Annotated in this window: 20 protein-coding genes; 13 read left to right on the forward strand and 7 right to left on the reverse strand. The window is 71.6% G+C overall.

Features of this window, described 5'->3' with window-relative positions; genetic code table 11:
- The coding region (locus tag ACWD3D_RS13485; protein ID WP_451461035.1) for a peptidoglycan recognition protein family protein at positions 1-1866 on the reverse strand (1866 nt) is incomplete at its 3' end.
- Positions 1867-2721: 855 nt separating this feature from the next.
- Here ACWD3D_RS13485 and ACWD3D_RS13490 point away from each other — a divergent pair.
- From ACWD3D_RS13490 to ACWD3D_RS13500, 3 genes are all read left to right on the forward strand, one after another.
- Positions 2722-3879, forward strand: a complete 1158-nt coding sequence (locus tag ACWD3D_RS13490; protein WP_451461036.1) for an acyl-CoA dehydrogenase family protein — start codon at positions 2722-2724, stop codon at positions 3877-3879.
- Between the two features lie 51 nt (positions 3880-3930).
- Positions 3931-4809, forward strand: a complete 879-nt coding sequence (locus ACWD3D_RS13495) for an acyl-CoA thioesterase (protein ID WP_451461037.1) — start codon at positions 3931-3933, stop codon at positions 4807-4809.
- A 153-nt stretch (positions 4810-4962) separates the two neighbouring features.
- Positions 4963-5271 (forward strand): hypothetical protein, encoded by a 309-nt coding sequence (locus ACWD3D_RS13500; RefSeq protein WP_451461038.1) that lies wholly within the window; start codon positions 4963-4965, stop codon positions 5269-5271.
- Here the strand turns inward: ACWD3D_RS13500 and ACWD3D_RS13505 are convergent.
- Entirely contained in the window at positions 5261-5659 is a 399-nt protein-coding gene (locus ACWD3D_RS13505) for a MerR family transcriptional regulator (protein ID WP_451461039.1), read from the reverse strand. The genes ACWD3D_RS13500 and ACWD3D_RS13505 overlap by 11 nt on opposite strands.
- Positions 5660-5742: 83 nt before the next feature.
- The gene (locus ACWD3D_RS13510) at positions 5743-6774 is read right to left on the reverse strand and encodes a zinc-binding dehydrogenase (protein WP_451461040.1); all 1032 of its coding nucleotides are present in this window, start codon (positions 6772-6774) and stop codon (positions 5743-5745) included.
- A 273-nt stretch (positions 6775-7047) separates the two neighbouring features.
- Here ACWD3D_RS13510 and ACWD3D_RS13515 point away from each other — a divergent pair, with 273 nt between their 5' ends.
- A complete protein-coding gene (locus ACWD3D_RS13515; RefSeq protein ID WP_451461041.1) occupies positions 7048-7644 on the forward strand; it encodes a hypothetical protein in 597 nt (198 codons plus the stop codon).
- A 115-nt stretch (positions 7645-7759) separates the two neighbouring features.
- The gene (locus ACWD3D_RS13520; RefSeq protein WP_451461042.1) at positions 7760-8308 is read left to right on the forward strand and encodes a hypothetical protein; all 549 of its coding nucleotides are present in this window, start codon (positions 7760-7762) and stop codon (positions 8306-8308) included.
- Between the two features lie 42 nt (positions 8309-8350).
- Here the strand turns inward: ACWD3D_RS13520 and ACWD3D_RS13525 are convergent, their stop codons facing one another.
- From ACWD3D_RS13525 to ACWD3D_RS13535, 3 genes are all read right to left on the reverse strand, one after another.
- Positions 8351-8668, reverse strand: coding sequence for a hypothetical protein (locus ACWD3D_RS13525; protein ID WP_451461043.1), 318 nt, complete (start codon positions 8666-8668; stop codon positions 8351-8353).
- Positions 8669-8676: 8 nt separating this feature from the next.
- The gene (locus ACWD3D_RS13530; protein WP_451461044.1) at positions 8677-9462 is read right to left on the reverse strand and encodes a phosphatase; all 786 of its coding nucleotides are present in this window, start codon (positions 9460-9462) and stop codon (positions 8677-8679) included.
- Positions 9463-9541: 79 nt separating this feature from the next.
- Positions 9542-10162 (reverse strand): SACE_7040 family transcriptional regulator, encoded by a 621-nt coding sequence (locus tag ACWD3D_RS13535; protein WP_451461045.1) that lies wholly within the window; start codon positions 10160-10162, stop codon positions 9542-9544.
- Between the two features lie 122 nt (positions 10163-10284).
- On the opposite strand from ACWD3D_RS13535, the gene ACWD3D_RS13540 reads away from it, so the two are divergent.
- From ACWD3D_RS13540 to ACWD3D_RS13555, 4 genes are all read left to right on the forward strand, one after another.
- Positions 10285-11937: a carboxyl transferase domain-containing protein gene (locus ACWD3D_RS13540; RefSeq protein ID WP_451461046.1), complete on the forward strand. Its 1653-nt coding sequence runs from the start codon at positions 10285-10287 to the stop codon at positions 11935-11937.
- A gap of 68 nt (positions 11938-12005) precedes the next feature.
- Positions 12006-14042, forward strand: coding sequence for an ATP-binding protein (locus ACWD3D_RS13545; protein ID WP_451461047.1), 2037 nt, complete (start codon positions 12006-12008; stop codon positions 14040-14042).
- A gap of 26 nt (positions 14043-14068) precedes the next feature.
- Positions 14069-15034, forward strand: coding sequence for a hydroxymethylglutaryl-CoA lyase (locus ACWD3D_RS13550; protein ID WP_451461053.1), 966 nt, complete (start codon positions 14069-14071; stop codon positions 15032-15034).
- Between the two features lie 8 nt (positions 15035-15042).
- Positions 15043-16212 carry an acyl-CoA dehydrogenase family protein gene (locus ACWD3D_RS13555; RefSeq protein WP_451461048.1) on the forward strand — a complete coding sequence of 390 codons (1170 nt, stop codon included), beginning with the start codon at positions 15043-15045 and terminating at the stop codon, positions 16210-16212.
- 55 nt (positions 16213-16267) lie between these two features.
- Here ACWD3D_RS13555 and ACWD3D_RS13560 read toward each other — a convergent pair whose 3' ends face one another.
- Entirely contained in the window at positions 16268-16816 is a 549-nt protein-coding gene (locus ACWD3D_RS13560; protein WP_451461049.1) for a MarR family winged helix-turn-helix transcriptional regulator, read from the reverse strand.
- 64 nt (positions 16817-16880) lie between these two features.
- Between ACWD3D_RS13560 and ACWD3D_RS13565 the strand changes: the two genes are divergently transcribed.
- The 4 genes from ACWD3D_RS13565 (at position 16881) to glmS (ending at position 20952) form a co-directional block, all read left to right on the forward strand.
- The gene (locus ACWD3D_RS13565) at positions 16881-17606 is read left to right on the forward strand and encodes an SDR family NAD(P)-dependent oxidoreductase (protein WP_451461050.1); all 726 of its coding nucleotides are present in this window, start codon (positions 16881-16883) and stop codon (positions 17604-17606) included.
- A gap of 65 nt (positions 17607-17671) precedes the next feature.
- Positions 17672-18319 (forward strand): GNAT family N-acetyltransferase, encoded by a 648-nt coding sequence (locus tag ACWD3D_RS13570; RefSeq protein WP_451461051.1) that lies wholly within the window; start codon positions 17672-17674, stop codon positions 18317-18319.
- A gap of 468 nt (positions 18320-18787) precedes the next feature.
- Positions 18788-19063: a hypothetical protein gene (locus ACWD3D_RS13575; RefSeq protein WP_266704610.1), complete on the forward strand. Its 276-nt coding sequence runs from the start codon at positions 18788-18790 to the stop codon at positions 19061-19063.
- Positions 19064-19122: 59 nt separating this feature from the next.
- Complete coding sequence (gene glmS, locus ACWD3D_RS13580) at positions 19123-20952, forward strand: glutamine--fructose-6-phosphate transaminase (isomerizing) (protein ID WP_451461052.1); 1830 nt, start codon at positions 19123-19125, stop codon at positions 20950-20952.
- Positions 20953-21031: the final 79 nt, after the last annotated feature.

Below are 21031 nucleotides of genomic sequence, written 5' to 3' on the forward strand. Positions count from 1 at the left end.
CACACCGGCCGGACCGACCTGGGCCTTCGGCACACCCAGACCCGCGCGCGTGTCCATCACCCGCTGCGGCCCCAGGTTGACGTGCGTGGAGCCCTGATCACCGGTGCTGAAGTAGCCGGTGATGTCCGCGACCAGATTGACGCTGCCCGCGTTGTTGTAGAAGTCCACCTTGCCGTTCACCACCGGCACGATCACCAGGTTCGGGACCGTCTGGCCCGCCACCACGTTCAGGTTCGACGCACTCGTGCGGGTCGCCCCGTCCGGGTAGACGGAGATGTAGGAGACGGCGGTCGGGGAGGTCGCGGTCACGTTCAGCACCACGGCCCCCACTCCGGTGGCCGGGACGCCGTTGGAGCCGGTCACCTGGAGGCTCACCACCCCCGCCTCGCCGAGCTTGGCCTTCGGCACTCCCAGCCCCGTGCGCGTGTCCATCACCCGCTGCGGGGTGAGGGGCACGAACGTCTTCGGTGCGGGGACGTTCACGTTGACCGCGGCGGTCGTGCTGGTCAGGCCCGACTGGTGGTACGCCCTCACGGCCAGCTTGTGGACGCCGGGCACGGAGAGGGTCGTCGAGGCGGTGCGTGCGGCTGCCGCGGTGGTCACCACCGGCTGGCCGTCCACCAGCAGTTCGAACTTGCTGATCAGCGACGAGGGCGTGGTGGTCGACCAGTTCACCGACACCGGGCCCGGGGTCTCGTAACCGGAGTCCACGGCGAAGGCGCCACCACCGACCGAGGACACCTTGAGGCCCTGGACGGGCCCGGCCGCGAGCGTCCGGATGGCCGGAAGCTGCGGGTAGAGCATGGCGCCCGGGCACTCGGTGTTGAAGCCGTCCCGGTGACCGGAGATCTGGTTGAACGTGTACGACTGCCCGGCGACGAACTGCTGGCCCGCGTAATTCGTCTGCGTGGCGCCGGCCACCAGCGAGGTGGTGCCCGCCGGATCACCGCCGTACTGGCCGAGCTTGTACGCGGCCACCCGCGCGGTCGCCTCCAGCGCGGCGTTCGACGCGGCGGTGTTCGTGTAGTCACCGAGGATCGCGACGCTGGTCGACTCGCTGTTGAAGCCGTACGTGTGCGCGCCCATGACGGGCTGGTCCACGCCGCCCTGACGGCCTTCGAAGATCGTTCCGCACTTGTCGACCAGGAAGTTGTATCCGAGGTCGCGCCAGCCGTTGGTCTTCACGTGGTAGACGTGGATGGCCCGCACGATGGCCGCCGAGTCCGCGCAGTCGTAGTCGGCGTCGGTGGTGTGGTGGACGAAGACCGCCTTGATGATCCCCTTCTCCAGATAGATGGGCCCTTCGTCGTCCAGCGACTCGTCGGCCCCCCATTCGGCGCGGGTGACGATCGGCGGCTGCGGCACCGTGGAAGGCGGCCCCGGGTCGACCGCGGCGGCCTCCGGCGCGACCGCGGAGGCAGCGGAGGCCTCGGAGGTCCCGGTGGTGGCAAGGGCCGCGGTCTGGGCCTGCGCGGCGGTCGTACCCGCGGTCTGGCCCTGCGCGGCGGTCGTACCCGCGTCGAGGTCGGGGTCGACCATGTCGAGCCGGAGGCCGGCCGGCAGGACACCGGATGCCGCCCCGTCGCTCACCCGCACCTCGGCGCCGTTCGCACGCCCCACCCAGACCGGCTCCGTGGAACCGCGTTCCGCCGGCCGGTCGCCGTCGAGCCCGGGCGCGTACGGCTCCAGCGTGATCCAGTCGGACCACTTCCCCGTCTCCGCGCTCCGGGTGCGGGCCTCGATCCGGCCCTCGATCGTCGCCCCGGCGTCGGGCCAGGACACTCCCAGCAGCCCGAACGGCTCGGTCGTGCGGCGCGAGAGGGTGGCCTCCCCCCGGCCGTCGGCCTTCAGGGCGAGCCTGTGCACCTCGCTCCTGACCGGCCCATCCGCCCGGACCCCCGCGCCGTACGCCCCCGTACCGCCGGTCCGGACCTGTGTGGTCGGTACTTCCGCGGCGACAGCGCCGCTCGAAACGCCCTGAAGTCCCAGCACGGCCAGAACTCCGAGCGCCACGGCAGTCCTGCCGCCCACTCGATTCAGTCTCAATTTTCCCCCTGGATGAACGGAACGTCATCGAACGATGAAAATATTACTGATGCCATCGTGAATAGTGGGACCAGGGAGGCGGAATGCCGCACTCCATTTATGGAAACAGTCACCCCACTCCCGAAATCGGAGCCGCGACAGGGCCCGGACACCGGTGCTACCGGGCGGCCCACCCGGGCGGAACGCGCGACCGAACTCCCGTACCCGGCAGGGAGGACGCGAAGGTCCACCCCTCGTCCACCACTCCCCCGCCTTCCGGACACTGCGGCAATGTCCGGGAATTCCCCGCCATTTCGCGGCAACCCGGAACCCCGCGCGGAAAATCCCACACACGGGCCCGCGAATACCGCCGCCCCGCCCGGCGAAAGGGCAAGATTCCGGCCGCGTCCCGCGCGCGCCCGCGCGGGACCGTTATCCAGGAACCAGGAGAACCGGGAGAACCAGGGGTACCCACCGGCCGCCCGGAGGCGGAGGATCGCCCCAGGAGTGCGTGGCATCGGGAGTGCGCGGCATCACCCTGGACAGCTCCATGACCGCCGGGTAACTTCGACAGCAGACTGAGCAAGCGCTTAGCCAGATTCGTTGACGCGGAACCGAAGAGGAACCGAGCGGCACCGGAACGGCGGCGAAGCGGCCTGCTCGCCGAAGCCACGCACCCGACCAAGGAGGCACTCCGTGCGCCGTACGGTATTCAACGAGGACCACGAGGCGTTCCGGGAGACCATTCGCGCTTTCATCGAGGCCGAGGTCGTCCCCGTGTACGACGAGTGGTTCACGTCCGGTCTGGTGCCGCGCGACTTCTACTACAAGCTGGCCGAGCTGGGCATCTTCGGCATCGAGGTGGACGAGGAGTACGGCGGCGCCGGCATCGAGTCATTCAAGTTCGAGGCGATCATCTCCGAGGAGACCGCCCGCGCGGCCGTCTCCTTCGGCGGTTCCGGCGTACACGTGCTGCTCTGCCTGCCGTACCTCAAGGCGTACGCCACGAAGGAGCAGAAGGAGCGCTGGCTGCCGGACTTCGTGACCGGTAAGACGATGTACGCCATCGCCATGACCGAGCCGGGCACGGGCTCCGACCTGGCCGGCATGAAGACCACCGCCAGGCTCTCCGAGGACGGCACGCACTACGTCCTCAACGGCTCCAAGACCTTCATCACCGGCGGTGTGCACGCGGACCGCGTGATCGTCTGCGCCCGTACCGACGCCCCGAAGGCCGACGACCGCCGCCACGGCATCTCGCTGCTGGTGGTCGACACCAAGGCCGAGGGCTACTCGGTCGGCCGCAAGCTCGACAAGCTGGGTCTGCGCACCTCGGACACCGCCGAGCTGTCGTTCGTGGACGTGAAGGTCCCCGTCGAGGACCTGCTCGGCGAGGAGAACAAGGGCTTCTCCTACCTCGGCCAGAACCTCCCGCAGGAGCGCCTGGGCATCGCGGTCAACGCGTACTCGCAGGCCAAGGCCGCCGTCCGGTTCGCCCAGCAATACGTGTCCGAGCGCACCGTCTTCGGCAAGCCGGTCGCCGCGTTCCAGAACACGAAGTTCGAACTGGCCGCCTGCCAGGCCGAGGTGGACGCGGCCGAGGCCGTCGTGGACCGGGCGATCGAGGCGCTGGACGCCAAGGAGCTGACCGCCGCCGAGGCGGCCTCCGCGAAGCTGTTCTGCACCGAGGTCGCCCACCGGGTGATCGACAAGTGCCTGCAGCTGCACGGCGGTTACGGCTACATGAACGAGTACCCGATCGCGCGCCTGTACGCGGACAACCGCGTCAACCGCATCTACGGCGGTACCAGCGAGGTCATGAAGTCCATCATCGCCAAGTCCATGGGCCTGTAGGGCTCCCGGACACGCGAACCGGACACGATCCAGGACGGCTACGTTCCTCCCATGAGCGAAGCACTCGATTCCCTGCTCGATCTGCTCGACCTGGAGCGTATCGAGCGGGACATCTTCCGGGGCACCAGCCGCTCGGCGGTGGTGCCCCGGGTGTTCGGCGGCCAGGTCGCGGCCCAGGCACTCGTCGCGGCCGGCCGTACCGTGCCCGACGGCTGCCAGGCGCACTCCCTCCACTCGTACTTCCTGCGGATGGGCGACCCGGGCGCGCCGATCGTCTACAACGTCGACCGCATCCGCGACGGCCGGTCCTTCACCACCCGCCGGGTCGTCGCGGTGCAGCACGGGCAGCCGATCTTCCACCTCTCCGCGTCCTTCCAGACGTACGAGGAGGGCATGGAGCACCAGGCGCCCATGCCTGACGCCCCGGACCCGGAGACCCTGCCGACGGCGGCCGAGATGATGCCCCGGTACGCCGACCGCTTCACCGACCCCGGCATGATCGACCGGGTGTTGGAGGCGCGGGCGGCGGTGGACCTGCGGTACGTGGAGGCCCCGCCGTTCGCCACTGCCGGGCAGCCCCGCGAGCCTCGCTCGCAGGTGTGGTTCCGCACCCGGGGCAAGCTCGCCGACGACCCGCTGCTGCACGTCTGCCTGGCGACGTACGTCTCCGACATGACGCTGCTGGACTCCGTACTGCTGGCCCACGGGCGCGGCGGCTGGGCGGTCGGCGACGTGGTCGGCGCGAGTCTCGACCACGCGATGTGGTTCCACCGGCCGTTCCGGGCGGACGAGTGGCTGCTGTACGACCAGGAGTCCCCGACCTCGTCCGGCGGGCGCGGACTCGGCCAGGCCCGGATATGGACCGAGGACGGGCGCCTCGCGATCACCGTGATCCAGGAGGGCTTGATCCGCACCCCGCGCGGGCAGTGAAACGGGCGGGGAACGAAACGGACGGGCGGTGAACCGTACGGGGAGCGCCCGCGCGCGGAGTGGACGCACGGGCGCTGAGCTCACGGGGAGCAGGGCCCGGCAGGGCGAAATGCGCGAGCCGCCGGCAGGACCCGTCCCCTACAGTGCCGGGCTATGACGCCACCCCCTCTCGCCGGAATCACCTTCGTCCGTCAACTCGACGGACTCCGCTACGACTTCGCGCGCGAAACCGAACGCAACGGCCGCCCGGCCTACCTCCGGACGGACGGGCAGGTGTGGTGCTGCTGGTCCCGGGCCGAGGGCTGGCACTGCGAGTCGGCCGACGGGATCGTCAATTCCCGCCCCCTCAACGACCGGCCCGACACACCGGAGCCCCCGGCCACCGTCTGGCGCAGCTTCAAGAACGACCGCTCGTACCTCTACGACCTCCGGGTCGCCGCCCCCGACGGGATCACCGAGTGACAGCACCCTCGGAGGGCGAGCCCGCTCCCTCCCCCGAAACCTTCCGCGCCAGCGCCTCGCGCACTCCGGTGAGGCGGGCGATCTCCGCGTCCAGGGCGGCGAGCCGTTGGCCGACGACTCCGGGCGATCCTGGCTCGGTGGAGGTGCAGCGCACCGGACGGCCCGAGGTCAGCAGGTGGAGGCGGTCGGCGCAGGCGTGCACGTCCGCCACGGTGAATCCGGCGGCGAGCAGTTCCCGGACGACGCGGATCCGGGCGATGTCCTCGGAGCCGTAATCCCGTTGGCCGGAGGAGGTCCGGGCGGGCGGGGCGAGCAGGCCGCGCTGTTCGTAGAAGCGCAGGGCCCGTGGGGTCGTCCCCGCCGCCGCTGCCGCGTCCCCGATCCGCATCCCGCACCGCCCCCGTCGCCACCGGTCCTCGGAGGTACGCGCGTCGCAACCTCGTCGGCCGCAACCCCGTCAGTCGCACCCCGTCAGGAGAAGACTTCCACCACCGCCCCGCCGAAATGCCGTCCTTCGACAAGTTGTTGGAAGGCGAGCGGGGCGTTCTCCAGTCCCGCGACGGCGGTGTACGGGAAGCGGATGGCGCCCGAGCGCAGCCAGGCGCCGAACCGCCGGGTCCACTCCGCGTCGACGTCCGGGTGGTCGCCGCCGGCGTAACCGCGCACCGAGACGCCCTTGACGATCAGCCGGTACGTGTCGACCACGGCGGGTGCGCTCCCTCCACCGCGCCGGCCGTCCAACTGCCCGGCGAGGGCGCCCACCAGGGCGAACCGGGCGCCCGGCCGGGCCGCGTCCACCGCCGCCGTGAGCTGTTCGCCGCCGACGAGGTCCAGCAGCACGTCGATGCCCTCGGGCGCCGCCCCGGCCAACTGTCCGGCGAAGTCCCCGGCGCCGCGTACCACGACGGCGTCGTAACCGAGTTCGGCCACCAGCCGCTCGGCCTTGGCGGGCGAGCCGGTGGTACCGACGACGCGGCCCGCGCCCAGCAGCCGGGCGATCTGCCCGGCGAGGGTGCCGACCGCCCCGGCCGCCCCGGTGACGAGCACGGTGTCGCCGGGGCGGACTTCGGCGAGCCGGGTCAGCGCCCCGTACGCCGAGGAGCCCTGGGCGAGGTACCCGACCGGGTCGGGCAGTTCGTCGCCGAGCGGCAGCACCTGATCGGCGGGGAGTACGGCGTACTCCCGCCAGCCGAGCAGGTGCGTCACCAGGTCGCCGGGCCGGAGCGGGCCACCGTCCGGCGCGGAGACGACCTCGCCCACCGCCGGCCCGATGACGGTGTCGCCGCCGCGCAGCGGGGGCAGCGGGACCCCGTCGTTCTCGGTGCCCATCAGGGTGCGCAGTCCGGCGAAGAGGGCGAAGTGGCTGTTGCGGACCAGCACTTCGCCCGGGCCGGGCCGTGGGATCGGGGTCTCGGCGAGGGTGAAGTGCTTGGCCTCGGGCAGCCCGTCGGGCGTCACGGCGAGGCGGATCTCGCGGGAGGTGCGGGGCAGGTGGGCGGACATCGCGGGCTCCTGGCGTTCGCGGGTCGGCGGGCGGCGGGGCGTACCCGTCGCCCAACGGGTGTGCGGACGCTAGCCCTTGACCCGCGCGTCAGGGTCAAGCCCGGACGGCCGCCCGGTGCCCGGTTCGTGCGGTTCCCCGCGTCGCCGAGCCGGGCTCGGCCGTCCCGTGCCCGCGTCCGCGTCCGCGCGACGGGCACGTCACCGGCCGTTCCCCGACCAGTGCAGGTCAGGCATGCTGGAGCCAGCACATGCCTCAGGGGGAGCGAACACCAGATGACACCCGCCCCGGACTTGGCCGAAGTCCCGTACTCGTTGATCATCACCACACGCGCCGACGGGGTCGTGCGGGCCCGCCCGCGAGGCACCCGTCTCCGGACGACCGTTCTTCTGCTGTTCGTGTGCGCGGCGCCCGCCCTGTACCTCTGGCGGGGCCAAGGATGGTCGGGCGGAGGCACCGGCCCTCACACCGGCCCGGGCATCATGTGGGCGCTGCTCGCCATGGGAATGTCCATCAGTTTCCTGTGGCGTTACTACTGTGCCTCGCAGATCATCTTTTCCAGCACGTCCGTGCTCGTGGCCGGTACCTTCGTACGTGCCCGAATTCCCCTCTCCCACGTCGAAGGATTCGACCAGAACAAATGGAGCGGGGCTGCGACCATGCGTGTACGGGGAAACATCAGACCTCTCATGCTTTTCCGCCCCCAGGGCGCGCGTGACAGTGCCGACTGGCTCAATGCCATGCTTCTCGATGCCCTGTCGGACGCAGTGACGGAGGTTCCGAAATTCCGGCGGCGAGTGTACTTCGCCTTCTCCGACCTGGCGCTCGTCGCCTCTGCCGGAATCGCCGCCTGCGTCCTGCTCGCACGATGATCGGGAGCAGGAAGAATCGCCGTATTCCCGAGCAAGTCTCCGCATTTCGGTATGCGAGCCACGCGCAGCCCATTCAATGGATCACTGCGTCTCGGATCGGAGGTTCGGAAGGCCATTGAAAATCACCATGAAGCCGGTCTGGCATATCACCGCCCGCTACAACCGGATCGCGGAACGTCCCACCGATGCCTGTCATTACGACACCCCACTGGGAAAAATCTCTTTGATCCGTCGTCCGGCGACCGGGAGGTTGTCGCCGGAGGACATCGCCAACGGACGAGAGCTCTGGACGCTCGAACACGACGGGGTGACACGTATGGAGATTTTTGATGCGGCACCCCGCGGGCCGCTGCTGAGAGGGCGAATCACCCGAGGTCTCTCCGGAGCGCTCGACGAGTGTCCGATGACCCTCACTTCCAGGAGTTCCCTACTCCCTCGAAGAAGAGAGTTCACGATCTCCTCGCGGGATGACGCATTCACCTTCCGCGGCGACGGGTTCAGGGTGCAACTGTCCACCGGCCATGGCTCCGAACTGGCCGGCGGCTCGACGTACGACTGGGAGGTGCCCGATCCGGGGGACATCAAGACGCTGCTGATACTCGCGGCGTTCGACGCGCTCGAAGGCATCCATTTCCTCCGCTCACCCTTGTGGCGGAGTCTCTGACCGGCCGGAGAACACCCGGAAGGGGTCTCGGCGCGTCCCCCATCAGCCGGGCCGGTCCGAGGACGGGCGGCCGAGGTCGCCCGTGTAGAAGCGGCCTCGCTCGCACAGTTCGTCGATCTTGAGGTTCTCTTCCTCACTGAGCTGTTCGTCCAGCGCGACGCTGAGGACGTGTCGGGCACGGGCCAGCCGCCGGGCGACGTCCCAGTCGTCGACGAAAACTCCGACGGTGCGCTCGTCGACGGTTCCGGACGCCTGGCGGGAACCGAGCCGGTCGAGGGAGACCACGAACTCGTTCAGGTCCCGCACGATGGCGACGGCATCGGCAAGGGGAATGCGGATTTCCCGGGAGGCCGTCTCCATGGGCCGGTTCAACCCCGTCCCAGCCCCGCCGCCCCCAGCAGGTACTCCGTCAGTGGGTCGTAGTGGCGCGGGTCGGGCACGTTGTCGTCCAGCGGGACGGTGACCAGGAGGGAGCCCTCGGCCTCGCCGAGGAAGAGGGCGGGGTCGTTGCAGTCGGCGTAGCCGATGGCGTCGAGTCCGCGCCCGCCCGCGCAGCCGGCCCAGCCGTGGTCGGCGAGGACGAGGTCCGGCTGCGGGCGGCCGGCGCGCTCGAGGCCGTCCAGGATGGCGGCCATCGGGGCCGGGGAGTGGGTGTGCCAGAGAGACGCGCCGTGTTCCAGGACCGCGACTCCGGCGAACTGGACGACGTTGCCCTCGTCGGCGCGCAGCCCCGCCGGGACGGTGATGATCTCGCAGCCCGCCGTGCGGAGCGCGTCCGCCGTCCTGCGGTGCACGTCGAGAAGGCCGCCGGGGTGGCCGGTGGCGACGAGGACGCTCTCGGTGTCGGCCACCGCCTTGCGCAGGCGTTCCGCCATCCGGTCGAGGGCGTCGACGGTCAGTTCGGGGTCGATGGTGTCCTGGCCGAAGCGGTGGGCCGGGTCGTCGATGACCCCGCAGCGCTCCGCCATGACGGCGAGGACGTCCTGTTCGTCGGTCCAGCGGTCGCCGAGTTCCAGCCCGAGCCAGTAGTGGCGGTCTCCGTTGGCGAGCGCCCGGTAGTGCGCGAGGTTGTTGTCGCGGGGCGTGGCCACGTCGCCGGCGATGCGCGTACGGACGAGGTGGTCGGTGAGTTCGGCGCGGCTGGGTATCGGCATGGCGCCCATTCTGCCGTCAGAGGCGCGCGCCACGCCCGGCATCTCGCGCCACGGGACGGGCCGGGCCGGTGCGCGGCGCTCAGCGCTCGCCGGCCGCCGCCGCGAAGACGCCCCGGGCGAGGCGGTGCAGCAGCTTCGCCGTCGCCGCACGGTCGGGGAGCGCTTCGGGGCGGGCCAGGCGGGGGGTGGAGTTGAGCAGGCCGAAGACGGCGTGCACGGTGACGCGTGCTTCGGCCTCGGTGAGGGCGGGGTAGCGGGTCCGCGCGACGGACACCCAGATCTCGACGTACTCGCGCTGGAGGCGGCGTACCCGCTTGCGGTCGGCGTCACGCAGGCGGTCGAGTTCGCGGTCGTGCAGGGTGATCAGGGGGCGGTCGTCGAGGGCGAAGTCGATGTGGCCCTCGACGAGCGCGTCCAGCAGGGCGTCCGGGGAGGGTTCCGGAGCGGCGGCGTCCTCCTCGACCCGCAGCCGGCCGCCGGTCAGCAGGCGCTCGCTGATGCCGACCAGCAGCTCGGAGAGCATCGCGTCCTTGCCGGGGAAGTGGCGGTAGAGGCCGGGGCCGCTGATGCCCACGGCGGCACCTATCTCGTCGACACCGACGCCGTGGAAGCCGCGTTCGGCGAAGAGGAGCGCGGCTTCCCGGAGGATCTGCTCCCGGCGGGTGGCTCCCGCGACGCGGGCGGTGACATGGGTGCTCATGGGGATTGATTCTAGACAGGGCCGTTAGCGCTCGTTAACCTGAGGCCGTTCGCGTTAACGCTCATTAACCGCACGGCGGGGGTCACGAGCCCCGCCGGTCACGGGGATGGAGGCTCGGCACGATGCAGCGGGCACCGGCACCACAGGCACCGGCACCTCAGGCACCGGTCCTTCGCAGCGCGGCCGATCCCGCATCGGAGGGCTGGCGGGCCAACGAGGCGGCGCACCGCGCGCTCGCCGACGAGCTGCGCGCGCGGCTCGCCTCGGCCCGGCTCGGCGGGGGCGAGAAGGCGCGCGCCCGCCACGTGGCGCGCGGCAAGCTGCTCCCCCGGGACCGGGTGGACACCCTGCTCGACCCCGGTTCGCCCTTCCTGGAGCTGGCGCCGCTGGCCGCCGACGGGCTGTACGGCGGCGCGGCCCCGGCCGCCGGGGTGGTGGCGGGGATCGGCCGGGTGAGCGGCCGGGAGTGCGTGATCGTCGCCAACGACGCGACCGTCAAGGGCGGCACGTACTACCCGATGACCGTGAAGAAGCACCTGCGGGCGCAGGAGGTGGCGCTGGAGAACCGTCTCCCCTGCCTCTACCTCGTGGACTCGGGCGGGGCCTTCCTGCCGATGCAGGACGAGGTCTTCCCGGACCGCGACCACTTCGGCCGGATCTTCTTCAACCAGGCGCGGATGTCGGCGGCCGGCATCCCGCAGATCGCCGCGGTGCTGGGCTCCTGCACGGCGGGCGGCGCGTACGTCCCCGCGATGAGCGACGAGGCGGTCATCGTGCGCGGCCAGGGCACGATCTTCCTCGGCGGCCCGCCGCTGGTGAAGGCGGCGACCGGCGAGGTCGTCACGGCGGAGGAGCTGGGCGGCGGCGAGGTCCACTCGCGTACGTCCGGGGTCACCGACCACCTCGCCGAGGACGACGCGCACGCGCTGCGGATCGTACGGAACATCGTGGCGACGCTCCCCGAGCGCGGGGCGCTGCCCTGGACGGTGCGGCGGGGCGAGACCCCGGCGGTGGACCCGGCGGGGCTGTACGGCGCGGTGCCGGTCGACCCGCGCACCCCGTACGACGTGCGCGAGGTGATCGCCAGGGTGGTGGACGGGTCGCGGTTCCAAGAGTTCAAGGCGGAGTACGGCCAGACGCTGGTCACCGGGTTCGCCCACGTCCACGGGCACCCGGTGGGGATCGTCGCCAACAACGGCATCCTGTTCTCCGAGTCGGCCCAGAAGGGCGCGCACTTCATCGAGCTGTGCGACCAGCGCGGGATCCCGCTGGTCTTCCTCCAGAACATCTCGGGCTTCATGGTCGGCAAGGCGTACGAGGCCGGCGGCATCGCCAAGCACGGCGCGAAGATGGTCACCGCCGTCGCCACCACCCGGGTGCCGAAACTGACCGTGGTGGTCGGCGGTTCGTACGGCGCGGGCAACTACTCCATGTGCGGCCGGGCCTACTCCCCCCGCTTCCTGTGGATGTGGCCCAACGCCAAGATCTCGGTGATGGGCGGCGAGCAGGCCGCCTCCGTCCTCGCCACGGTCAAGCGGGACCAGCTCGGCGACGACTGGAGCGCCGAGGACGAGGAGGCGTTCAAGGCGCCGGTCCGCGCGCAGTACGAGGAGCAGGGCAACGCCTACTACGCGACCGCCCGGCTCTGGGACGACGGGGTGATCGACCCGGCGGACACCCGGCAGGTGCTCGGTCTGGCCCTGACCGCGTGCGCCAACGCCCCCCTGCCCGAGCGAAGCCCGGCGGACCCCGGCTTCGGCGTTTTCCGGATGTGAGAGCAGGGCCATGGTCCATGCGGCTGAGATACGGCTGGGATACGGCCGGGAGTGAGGTGAGGACGTCCATGTTCAGCACGGTGCTGGTCGCCAACCGGGGCGAGATCGCGGTACGGGTCATTCGGACCCTGCGCGCCCTCGGCGTCCGGTCGGTCGCTGTCTTCAGCGACGCGGACGCGGGAGCGCGGCACGTACGGGAGGCGGACACGGCGGTACGGATCGGACCGGCGCCCGCCGCACAGAGCTACCTCAGCGTGCCCGCGCTGCTGGAGGCCGCCCGCCGCACGGGCGCCGAGGCGGTCCATCCGGGGTACGGGTTCCTGGCGGAGAACGCCGCCTTCGCCCGGGCGTGCGCGGAGGCCGGGCTCGTCTTCATCGGGCCGGGCTCCGACGCGATCGCCCTGATGGGCGACAAGATCCGGGCCAAGGAGACCGTCGCGGCGGCCGGCGTCCCGGTGGTCCCCGGTTCCTCGGGCAGCGGCCTCACCGACGCCGAACTCGCCGACTCGGCACGGGAGATCGGCATGCCGGTGCTGCTGAAACCTTCGGCGGGCGGCGGCGGCAAGGGCATGCGGCTGGTGCACGACGAGGCGTTGCTCGCCGAGGAGATCGCGGGGGCCCGCCGGGAGGCGACGGCCTCCTTCGGCGACGACACGCTGTTGGTCGAGCGGTGGATCGAGCGCCCCCGGCACATCGAGATCCAGGTGCTCGCGGACACCCACGGCAACGTCGTCCACCTCGGCGAGCGCGAGTGCTCGCTCCAGCGCCGCCACCAGAAGGTGATCGAGGAGGCGCCGTCCGTACTGCTCGACGCCGGGACCCGGGCGGCGATGGGCGAGGCAGCGGTCCGGGCGGCCCGCTCCTGCGGCTATGTCGGGGCGGGCACGGTCGAGTTCATCGTGCCGGGCGGCGACCCGGCCGCGTACTGCTTCATGGAGATGAACACCCGGCTCCAGGTCGAGCACCCGGTCACCGAACTGGTCACCGGGCTGGACCTGGTGGAGTGGCAGTTGCGGGTCGCGTCCGGCGAGCGACTCCCCTACGCCCAGGCCGACATCACCCTCACCGGGCACGCCGTGGAAGCCCGGGTCTGCGCCGAGGACCCGGCGCGCGGCTTCCTGCCCTCCGGCGGCACCGTGCTCGCGCTGGACGAACCGCAGGGCGGCGGAGTCCGGACGGACTCGGGGCTGAGCGAGGGCACGGAGGTCGGTTCGCTGTACGACCCGATGCTGTCGAAGGTCATCGCGTACGGCCCCGACCGGGCGACGGCGCTGCGCCGGCTGCGGGCGGCCCTCGCGGGCACGGTGATCCTGGGCGTGCCGACCAACGCGGGTTTCCTGCGGCGACTGTTGGCCCATCCGGCGGTGGTCGCGGGTGAGCTGGACACGGGGCTCGTGGAGCGGGAGGCGGCCGGGCTGGTCCCGGACGGCGTACCGGACGAGGTGTACGCGGCGGCTGCCGCCGTACGCGGGGACGCGCTCGTCCCGGTCCCGGACGCGAACGGCTGGACCGACCCCTTCTCCGTACCGGACGGCTGGCGCACCGGCGGCTCCCCCGCCCCGCTCGCCTTCCCGCTGCGGGTGGCCGGACAGGAGGCGGTGGTACGCGAGGCTCCTGCCGGCGCGACGGTCGGCCCGGACCGGGTGATCGTCGAACTCGACGGTGTGGTGCACCACTTCCGCCGCACCGGGGACTGGCTCGGCCGCGACGGCGACACCTGGCAGGTGCGGGACCACGACCCGGTGGAGGCGTCCCTGAGCGGGGCGGCCCGCGCGGGTGCGGACACCCTCGCGGCGCCGATGCCGGGCACGGTCACCGTGGTCAAGGTGGCGGTCGGGGACACGGTGTCGGCGGGGCAGGCGCTGCTGGTGGTGGAGGCGATGAAGATGGAGCACGTCGTCTCCGCCCCGCACGCCGGGACCGTCACCGAGCTGGACGTCTCACCGGGGGCCACCGTCGCCATGGACCAGGTGCTGGCCGTGGTCGCGCCGGACACCGGGTCGGGCACCGGGTCGGACCCGTCGGCGGACCCGGCAGCGGACCCGGCAGCGGACCCGGCAGCGGACCCGGCAGCGGCTCCGGCCCCCGAGGAGAGGCAGTCGTGACCATGCCCGAGCGCCCCGCCCTGCCGATGACCGTCGCCGTGCCGGACCTGCCGGCCCGGGTCCGTATCCACGAAGTGGGCGCGCGGGACGGGCTGCAGAACGAGAAGACGGTCGTACCGACCGCCGTGAAGTCCGAGTTCATCCACCGGCTCGCCGCCGCCGGGCTCACCACCATCGAGGCGACGAGCTTCGTCCACCCCAAGTGGGTGCCCCAGCTCGCCGACGCTGAGGACCTGTTCCCGATGCTCGGCGATCTGCCGGGGCCGGGCGGGGCGGGCGGGGTCGCGCTCCCGGTCCTCGTACCGAACGAGCGCGGGCTGGAGCGGGCACTCGCGCTCGGGGCGCGGCGGATCGCGGTCTTCGGCTCCGCGACGGAGAGCTTCGCGGCCCGCAACCTCAACCGGTCCGTCGCCGAGTCGCTGGCGATGTTCGAGCCGGTCGTGGCCCGCGCGAAGGAGGACCGGGTGCACGTGCGCGGCTACCTCTCGATGTGCTTCGGCGACCCCTGGGAGGGGCCCGTGCCGGTGCACCGGGTCGTCCGGGTGGCGAAGGCGCTGATGGACCTCGGCTGCGACGAACTCTCCCTCGGCGACACGATCGGCGTCGCCACCCCCGGTCACGTACAGACCCTGCTCGCCGAACTGAACGAGGAGGGGGTGCGCACCGACGCCATCGGCGTGCACTTCCACGACACCTACGGCCAGGCTCTCTCCAACACCCTCGCCGCCCTCCAGCACGGGGTCACCACCGTCGACGCGTCGGCGGGTGGCCTCGGCGGCTGCCCGTACGCGAAGAGCGCCACCGGCAACCTCGCCACCGAGGACCTGGTGTGGATGCTCCGGGGCCTCGGCATCGACACCGGGGTCGATCTCGACGCCCTCACCGCCACCAGCGTGTGGCTGGCGGGGAAGCTGGGCCGCCCGAGCCCGTCCCGTACCGTCCGCGCGCTTTCGCCGACTCCGGCGCCGTCCCCCGCGTCCCCCGAGGAGTGACCCCCACCATGTCCCTGGACCACCGGCTCGCCGCCGAGCACGAGGAACTGCGCCGCACCGTCGAGGAGTTCGCCCACGAGGTGGTCGCCCCCTCGATCGGCGCCTTCTACGAACGCCATGAGTTCCCGTACGAGATCGTGCGGGAGATGGGGCGGATGGGCCTGTTCGGGCTGCCGTTCCCGGAGGAGTACGGCGGAATGGGCGGCGACTACCTCGCCCTCGGGATCGCCCTGGAGGAGCTGGCCCGGGTCGACTCCTCGGTGGCGATCACCCTGGAGGCGGGCGTCTCGCTGGGCGCCATGCCGGTGTACCGCTTCGGCACCGAGGAGCAGAAGCGGCGGTGGCTGCCGAAGCTCTGCTCGGGTGAGGCGCTGGGCGCGTTCGGCCTGACCGAACCGGACGGCGGCTCGGACGCGGGCGGCACCCGCACCACGGCGGTGCTGGACGAGGCGGCCGGCGAGTGGGTGATCAACGGCTCCAAGTGCTTCATCACCAACTCCGGTACGGACATCACCGAGCTGGTGACCGTGACGGCCGTGACCGGCCGCAAGGACGACGGCTCCCCGCGCATCTCCGCGATCGTCGTCCCGTCCGGCACCCCCGGTTTCAAGGTCGCGGCCCCCTACTCAAAGGTCGGCTGGAACGCCTCCGACACCCGCGAACTCTCCTTCGCCGACGTCCGCGTCCCGGCGGCCAACCTGCTCGGCGAGGAGGGTCGGGGGTACGCCCAGTTCCTCCGCATCCTCGACGAGGGCCGCGTCGCCATCTCCGCGCTGGCGACCGGGCTGGCCCAGGGCTGTGTGGACGAGTCGGTGAAGTACGCCGCCGAGCGCCACGCCTTCGGCCGCCCGATCGGCGCCAACCAGGCCATCCAGTTCAAGATCGCCGACATGGAGACCCGCGCCCACATGGCCCGCGTCGGCTGGCGCGACGCGGCCTCCCGGCTGGTGGCCGGTGAACCCTTCAAGAAGGAGGCCGCCATCGCGAAGCTGTACTCCTCGACCGTCGCCGTGGACAACGCCCGCGACGCCACCCAGATCCACGGCGGCTACGGCTTCATGAACGAGTACCCGGTCGCCCGCATGTGGCGGGATTCCAAGATCCTGGAGATCGGCGAGGGCACGAGCGAGGTCCAGCGGATGCTGATCGCGCGGGAGTTGGGGCTTCCGGCGGCGTGAGGGCGGGGACGGTCCACCGCGCCCGACGGCGGCCCGTCCCGGCCCGCTCCCGCCCTCAGCTCCCCGGCTCCGCGACGCGGCGGCGCACGTCGGCCGTCAGCTTCTCCAGCAGGCCGCTCAGGAGCGCGCGTTCGGTGTCGGTCAGGGAGGCGACGAGGGTGGCCTCCCGGCCGAGCACCGAGTCGACCGACCGCTCGATGACGGCCTGCCCCTCGTCCGTCAGGGAGACCATGACCGTGCGTCGGCCCGACTCCCCCGGCGACCGGCGTACGAGACCCTCGCGTTCGGCGCGGGTGACGCGCTGGGAGATCGCGCCTGCGGTCACCAGGGTGCGGTGGGCGAGTTCGCGGGTGCTGAGCGTGTAGGGCGGGCCTGAGCGGCGGATCACGGAGAGCAGGTCCAGGGTCGCGGCGTCGATCCCGGCGGCCCGCAGGACCCGGCCCCGGTCGTCCGCGAACAGCTTCGCGAGGCGCCAGAGGGGTGTCACGATCTCGATCGACTCGGTGGGGGTGCCGGGCCGTTCACGCCGCCAGGCGGCGGCGATCTGCGCGGCGGTGTGGAGCGGAAAGCCGTCACGGGCCATGTCCGGGAATTCGTCGGTCATCCTGCGGTCCCCCTGACGGGCCGACTACGTTTAGATCTAAACGTATCGCCGTTTGGAGGACACCATGCCCCGTCGGGTACTCGTCACCGGAGGAACGAGCGGCATCGGGCGCGCCATCGCCGCACGGTTCACCGCCGAAGAGGGCGAGGCCGACGTCATCGTCACCGGTCGCCACGCCGACACCGTCGAGCGCACCGCCAAGGAACTGGGCGTACGGGGCCTCGTCTGCGACGCCACCCGACCCGACCAGGTCGCCGCGCTGGCCGACGAGTTGGGCGGACCGCTGGACGTCCTGGTCAACGCGGCCGGCGGGCTGCCCGAGGACGCGCCGGCCGACACCCCGCCCCTGGAGGCACTGCTCCATGCCTGGCGGTCCGCGCTGGAGCAGAACCTGCTCGGTGCGGTCCTCACCACGGCGTCCGTCCAGGAGCATCTGGCCCCGGGCGGGGCGGTGATCAGCATCGGTTCCATCGGGGCCGAGCGCCGTGGCGGGTCGTACGGAACGGCCAAGGCCGCCCTCGCGGCGTGGAACACCGGCCTCTCCGCCGACCTCGGCCCACGCGGCATCACCGCGAACGTCATCGCGGCGGGCTATGTCGCCGGCACCGGCTTCTTCCGCGGCGCCATGACGGACGAGCGGCACGACAACCTCGTACGCGAGACCCACACGAAGCGGGCAGGCACACCCGAGGACATCGCGGCGACGGCGTACTTCCTCGCCTCGCCGGGCGCGGGACAGCTCACCGGGCAGACCATCCACGTCAACGGAGGCGCTTTCACGACCCGTTGAGGCACCGCCGAAGCGGCCTCCATAACCGGTCGACACCGTTCCGGGCGCTGCTGCAGAGTTCGCCCATGACGACCCCGTACGAGCACTGGCCCCTGCACGGACTCCGCATCCGTACCCCGCGACTCGAACTCCGGCTCCCGGACACCGCCCTCGCCGACCGGCTCGCGGCGGTGGCCGCCGCGGGTGTGCACGCACCGGACCGGACGCCGTTCACCGTGCCGTGGACCGACGGAGGGCCGGGGACGGTGGCGCGGGCGGTGTTCCAGCACGTGTTGTCCACGGTCGCGAACTGGTCCGTGGACGACTGGTGCCTGAGCCTCGCCGTCCTGCACGACGGGGAGGTCGTCGGGCGGCAGGACCTGATGGCGAAGAGCTTCGCCGTGACCCGAGAGGCGGAGACCGGCTCCTGGCTCGGCCTGGCCCATCAGGGGCAGGGCTTCGGCACCGAGATGCGGGCGGCCGTGCTGCACCTGGCCTTCGAGGGCCTGGGGGCCGAGTACGCCGTATCGGCCGCGATGACCGACAACCCGGCCTCCCTCGGCGTCTCGCGCCGACTCGGCTACCTCCCGGACGGCCTGACGGTCGCCGCCGTACGCGGGAACTCCACCACGCTCCAGCGGCTCCGGCTGGACCGGGCCCGGTGGGAGGAGCACCGCAGAGTGGAGGTTTCGGTCCAGGGGCTCGACGCCTGCCGGGGTGACTTCGGAGTGTGACCGGGGGCGAGCCCCGAACCCGCACCGGCCCACCGCACCCCGCACCCGCACCCACCCGCACCGGCCCGCCGTGCCCCGCACCGGCCCGCCCGGCACGGGCCCTCCCCCGGCGCGCCCCCCGTCCGGCCACCGTGGCCGGATGACCGCCGACGTCCGGGCCGGAACCGACCGGGCGGACGGGGACGGCAGGACCGCCTCGCGGGACACCTGTGGCGGAGCGTGCCCGTCCCCGGTGGCCCACATCGGCCGGTGCGGTTCACCCCGGAGTGGGGGTTACCCGTCGTAACGGTTTGCTTGTGCGGGACGCTTCCGGCCACCCTCCGCCGGGCTTCCGCGTTGTGCCGAGGGCTCAGCGGTGAACGCCGTGGAGAAGACGTACTGACCACCGAAGCACATGTTTCCCACAGCCCCTGCCCGATTTCGGGCAGATTTCTTGCATAAGGCCGCTCGCCCACGCAGTATCAACGGGTGCTCGAACGCCGCTCGTCCCACGACGACCTCATCGACCACCTCGTACGCTCCACCTCGCTCCAGCGCGGCGAAGCAGCCCGGGTGGTACTCGACGTGCTGGCGTTCTTCGACGAGACGACCGAGGCCTTCGTCCGGCGCCGCCACCGCGAACTGCAGTCCGGCGGCCTGGTCAACACGGAGATCTTCGAGCGGATCGCGGCCGAGCTGCCGCACCGCGCGGTGGCACCGCCGGAGCTCTCGCTCCGGCAGCTGCGCCGCATCGTCTACGGCTGAGGCTCCGCCGGAGACCGGGCACCGCAGGGCATCCGTTCGTCGTAGGAGGGGTAGAAAACATGTGCGGGATCGTCGGATACATCGGTAGGCGTGACGTGGCTCCGCTGCTGCTGGAAGGTCTGCAGCGGCTGGAGTACCGGGGGTACGACTCGGCGGGCATCGTCGTGACGAGCAAGGCCGCGGCGGGCAAGCCGGGCACGCTGAAGATGGTCAAGGCGAAGGGCCGCGTCCGCGAGCTGGAGGCCCGCGTCCCCAAGCGCTTCGCGGGGACGACCGGCATCGCGCACACCCGCTGGGCCACCCACGGCGCCCCGAGCGACGCGAACGCGCACCCGCACCTGGACGCGGAGAACAAGGTCGCCGTCGTCCACAACGGCATCATCGACAACGCCTCCGAGCTCCGCGCGAAGCTCGTCGCCGACGGCGTCGTCTTCCTCTCCGAGACCGACACCGAGGTGCTGGTCCACCTGATCGCCCGCGCCCAGGCCGAGACGCTGGAGGAGAAGGTCCGCGAGGCGCTGCGCTCCGTCGAGGGCACCTACGGCATCGCGGTGATGCACGCGGAGTTCAACGACCGCATCGTCGTCGCCCGCAACGGCTCCCCGGTCGTCCTCGGCATCGGGGAGAAGGAGATGTTCGTCGCCTCCGACGTCGCCGCGCTGGTGGCCCACACCCGCCAGATCGTGACCCTCGACGACGGCGAGATGGCCACCCTGAAGGCCGACGACTTCCGTACGTACACGACGGAGGGCTCGACCACGACGGCCACGCCGACCACCGTGGAGTGGGAGGCCGAGTCGTACGACATGGGTGGCCACGACACGTACATGCACAAGGAGATCTCGGAGCAGGCCGACGCGGTGGACCGCGTGCTGCGCGGCCGGATCGACGACCGTTTCTCCACCGTGCACCTGGGCGGCCTCAACCTGGACGCCCGCGAGGCGCGCGGGGTGCGCCGGATCAAGATCCTCGGCTGCGGGACCTCGTACCACGCCGGTCAGATCGGCGCCCAGCTGATCGAGGAGCTGGCCCGCATCCCCGCGGACGCCGAGCCCGCTTCCGAGTTCCGCTACCGCAACCCGGTCGTGGACCCCGACACCCTCTACGTCGCCGTCTCCCAGTCCGGCGAGACCTACGACGTACTGGCCGCGGTGCAGGAGCTGAAGCGCAAGGGCGCCCGCGTCCTCGGCATCGTCAACGTCGTGGGCTCCGCCATCGCCCGGGAGGCTGACGGCGGTACGTACGTCCACGCCGGCCCCGAGGTCTGCGTGGTCTCCACCAAGTGCTTCACCAACACGGTGGTCTCCTTCGCGCTGCTCGCCCTGCACCTGGGCCGCATCCGTGACCTGTCGGTCGCGGACGGCAAGCGGATCATCGCGGGTCTGCGCCGGCTGCCGGAGCAGATCAGCGAGATCCTGGCGAACGAGGACGAGATCAAGCGCCTCGCCGCCGAGTACGCGGACGCCAAGTCGATGATGTTCATCGGCCGTGTGCGCGGCTACCCGGTGGCCCGCGAGGCCTCGCTGAAGCTCAAGGAGGTCTCGTACATCCACGCCGAGGCGTACCCGGCCTCCGAGCTGAAGCACGGCCCGCTGGCCCTGATCGAGCCCGCGATGCCGACCGTCGCGATCGTGCCGGACGACGAGCTGCTGGAGAAGAACCGGGCCGCGATGGAGGAGATCAAGGCGCGCAGCGGCCGGATTCTCGCCGTCGCGCACCAGGTCCAGGAGAAGGCGGACCACACCATCGTGGTACCGAAGAACGAGAACGAGCTCGACCCGATCCTGATGGGCATCCCGCTTCAGCTCTTCGCCTACCACACGGCGCTGGCCATGGGCCGGGACATCGACAAGCCGCGCAACCTGGCGAAGTCCGTCACCGTCGAATAGCCGAACACCCCCGCCGGTGCGGGGCATCGGACTCCGGGCGTAGCCGACGGAAGCGGGCGCGCACCACTCGATCGTGGTG

The organism is Streptomyces sp. NPDC002690, assembly GCF_053592415.1.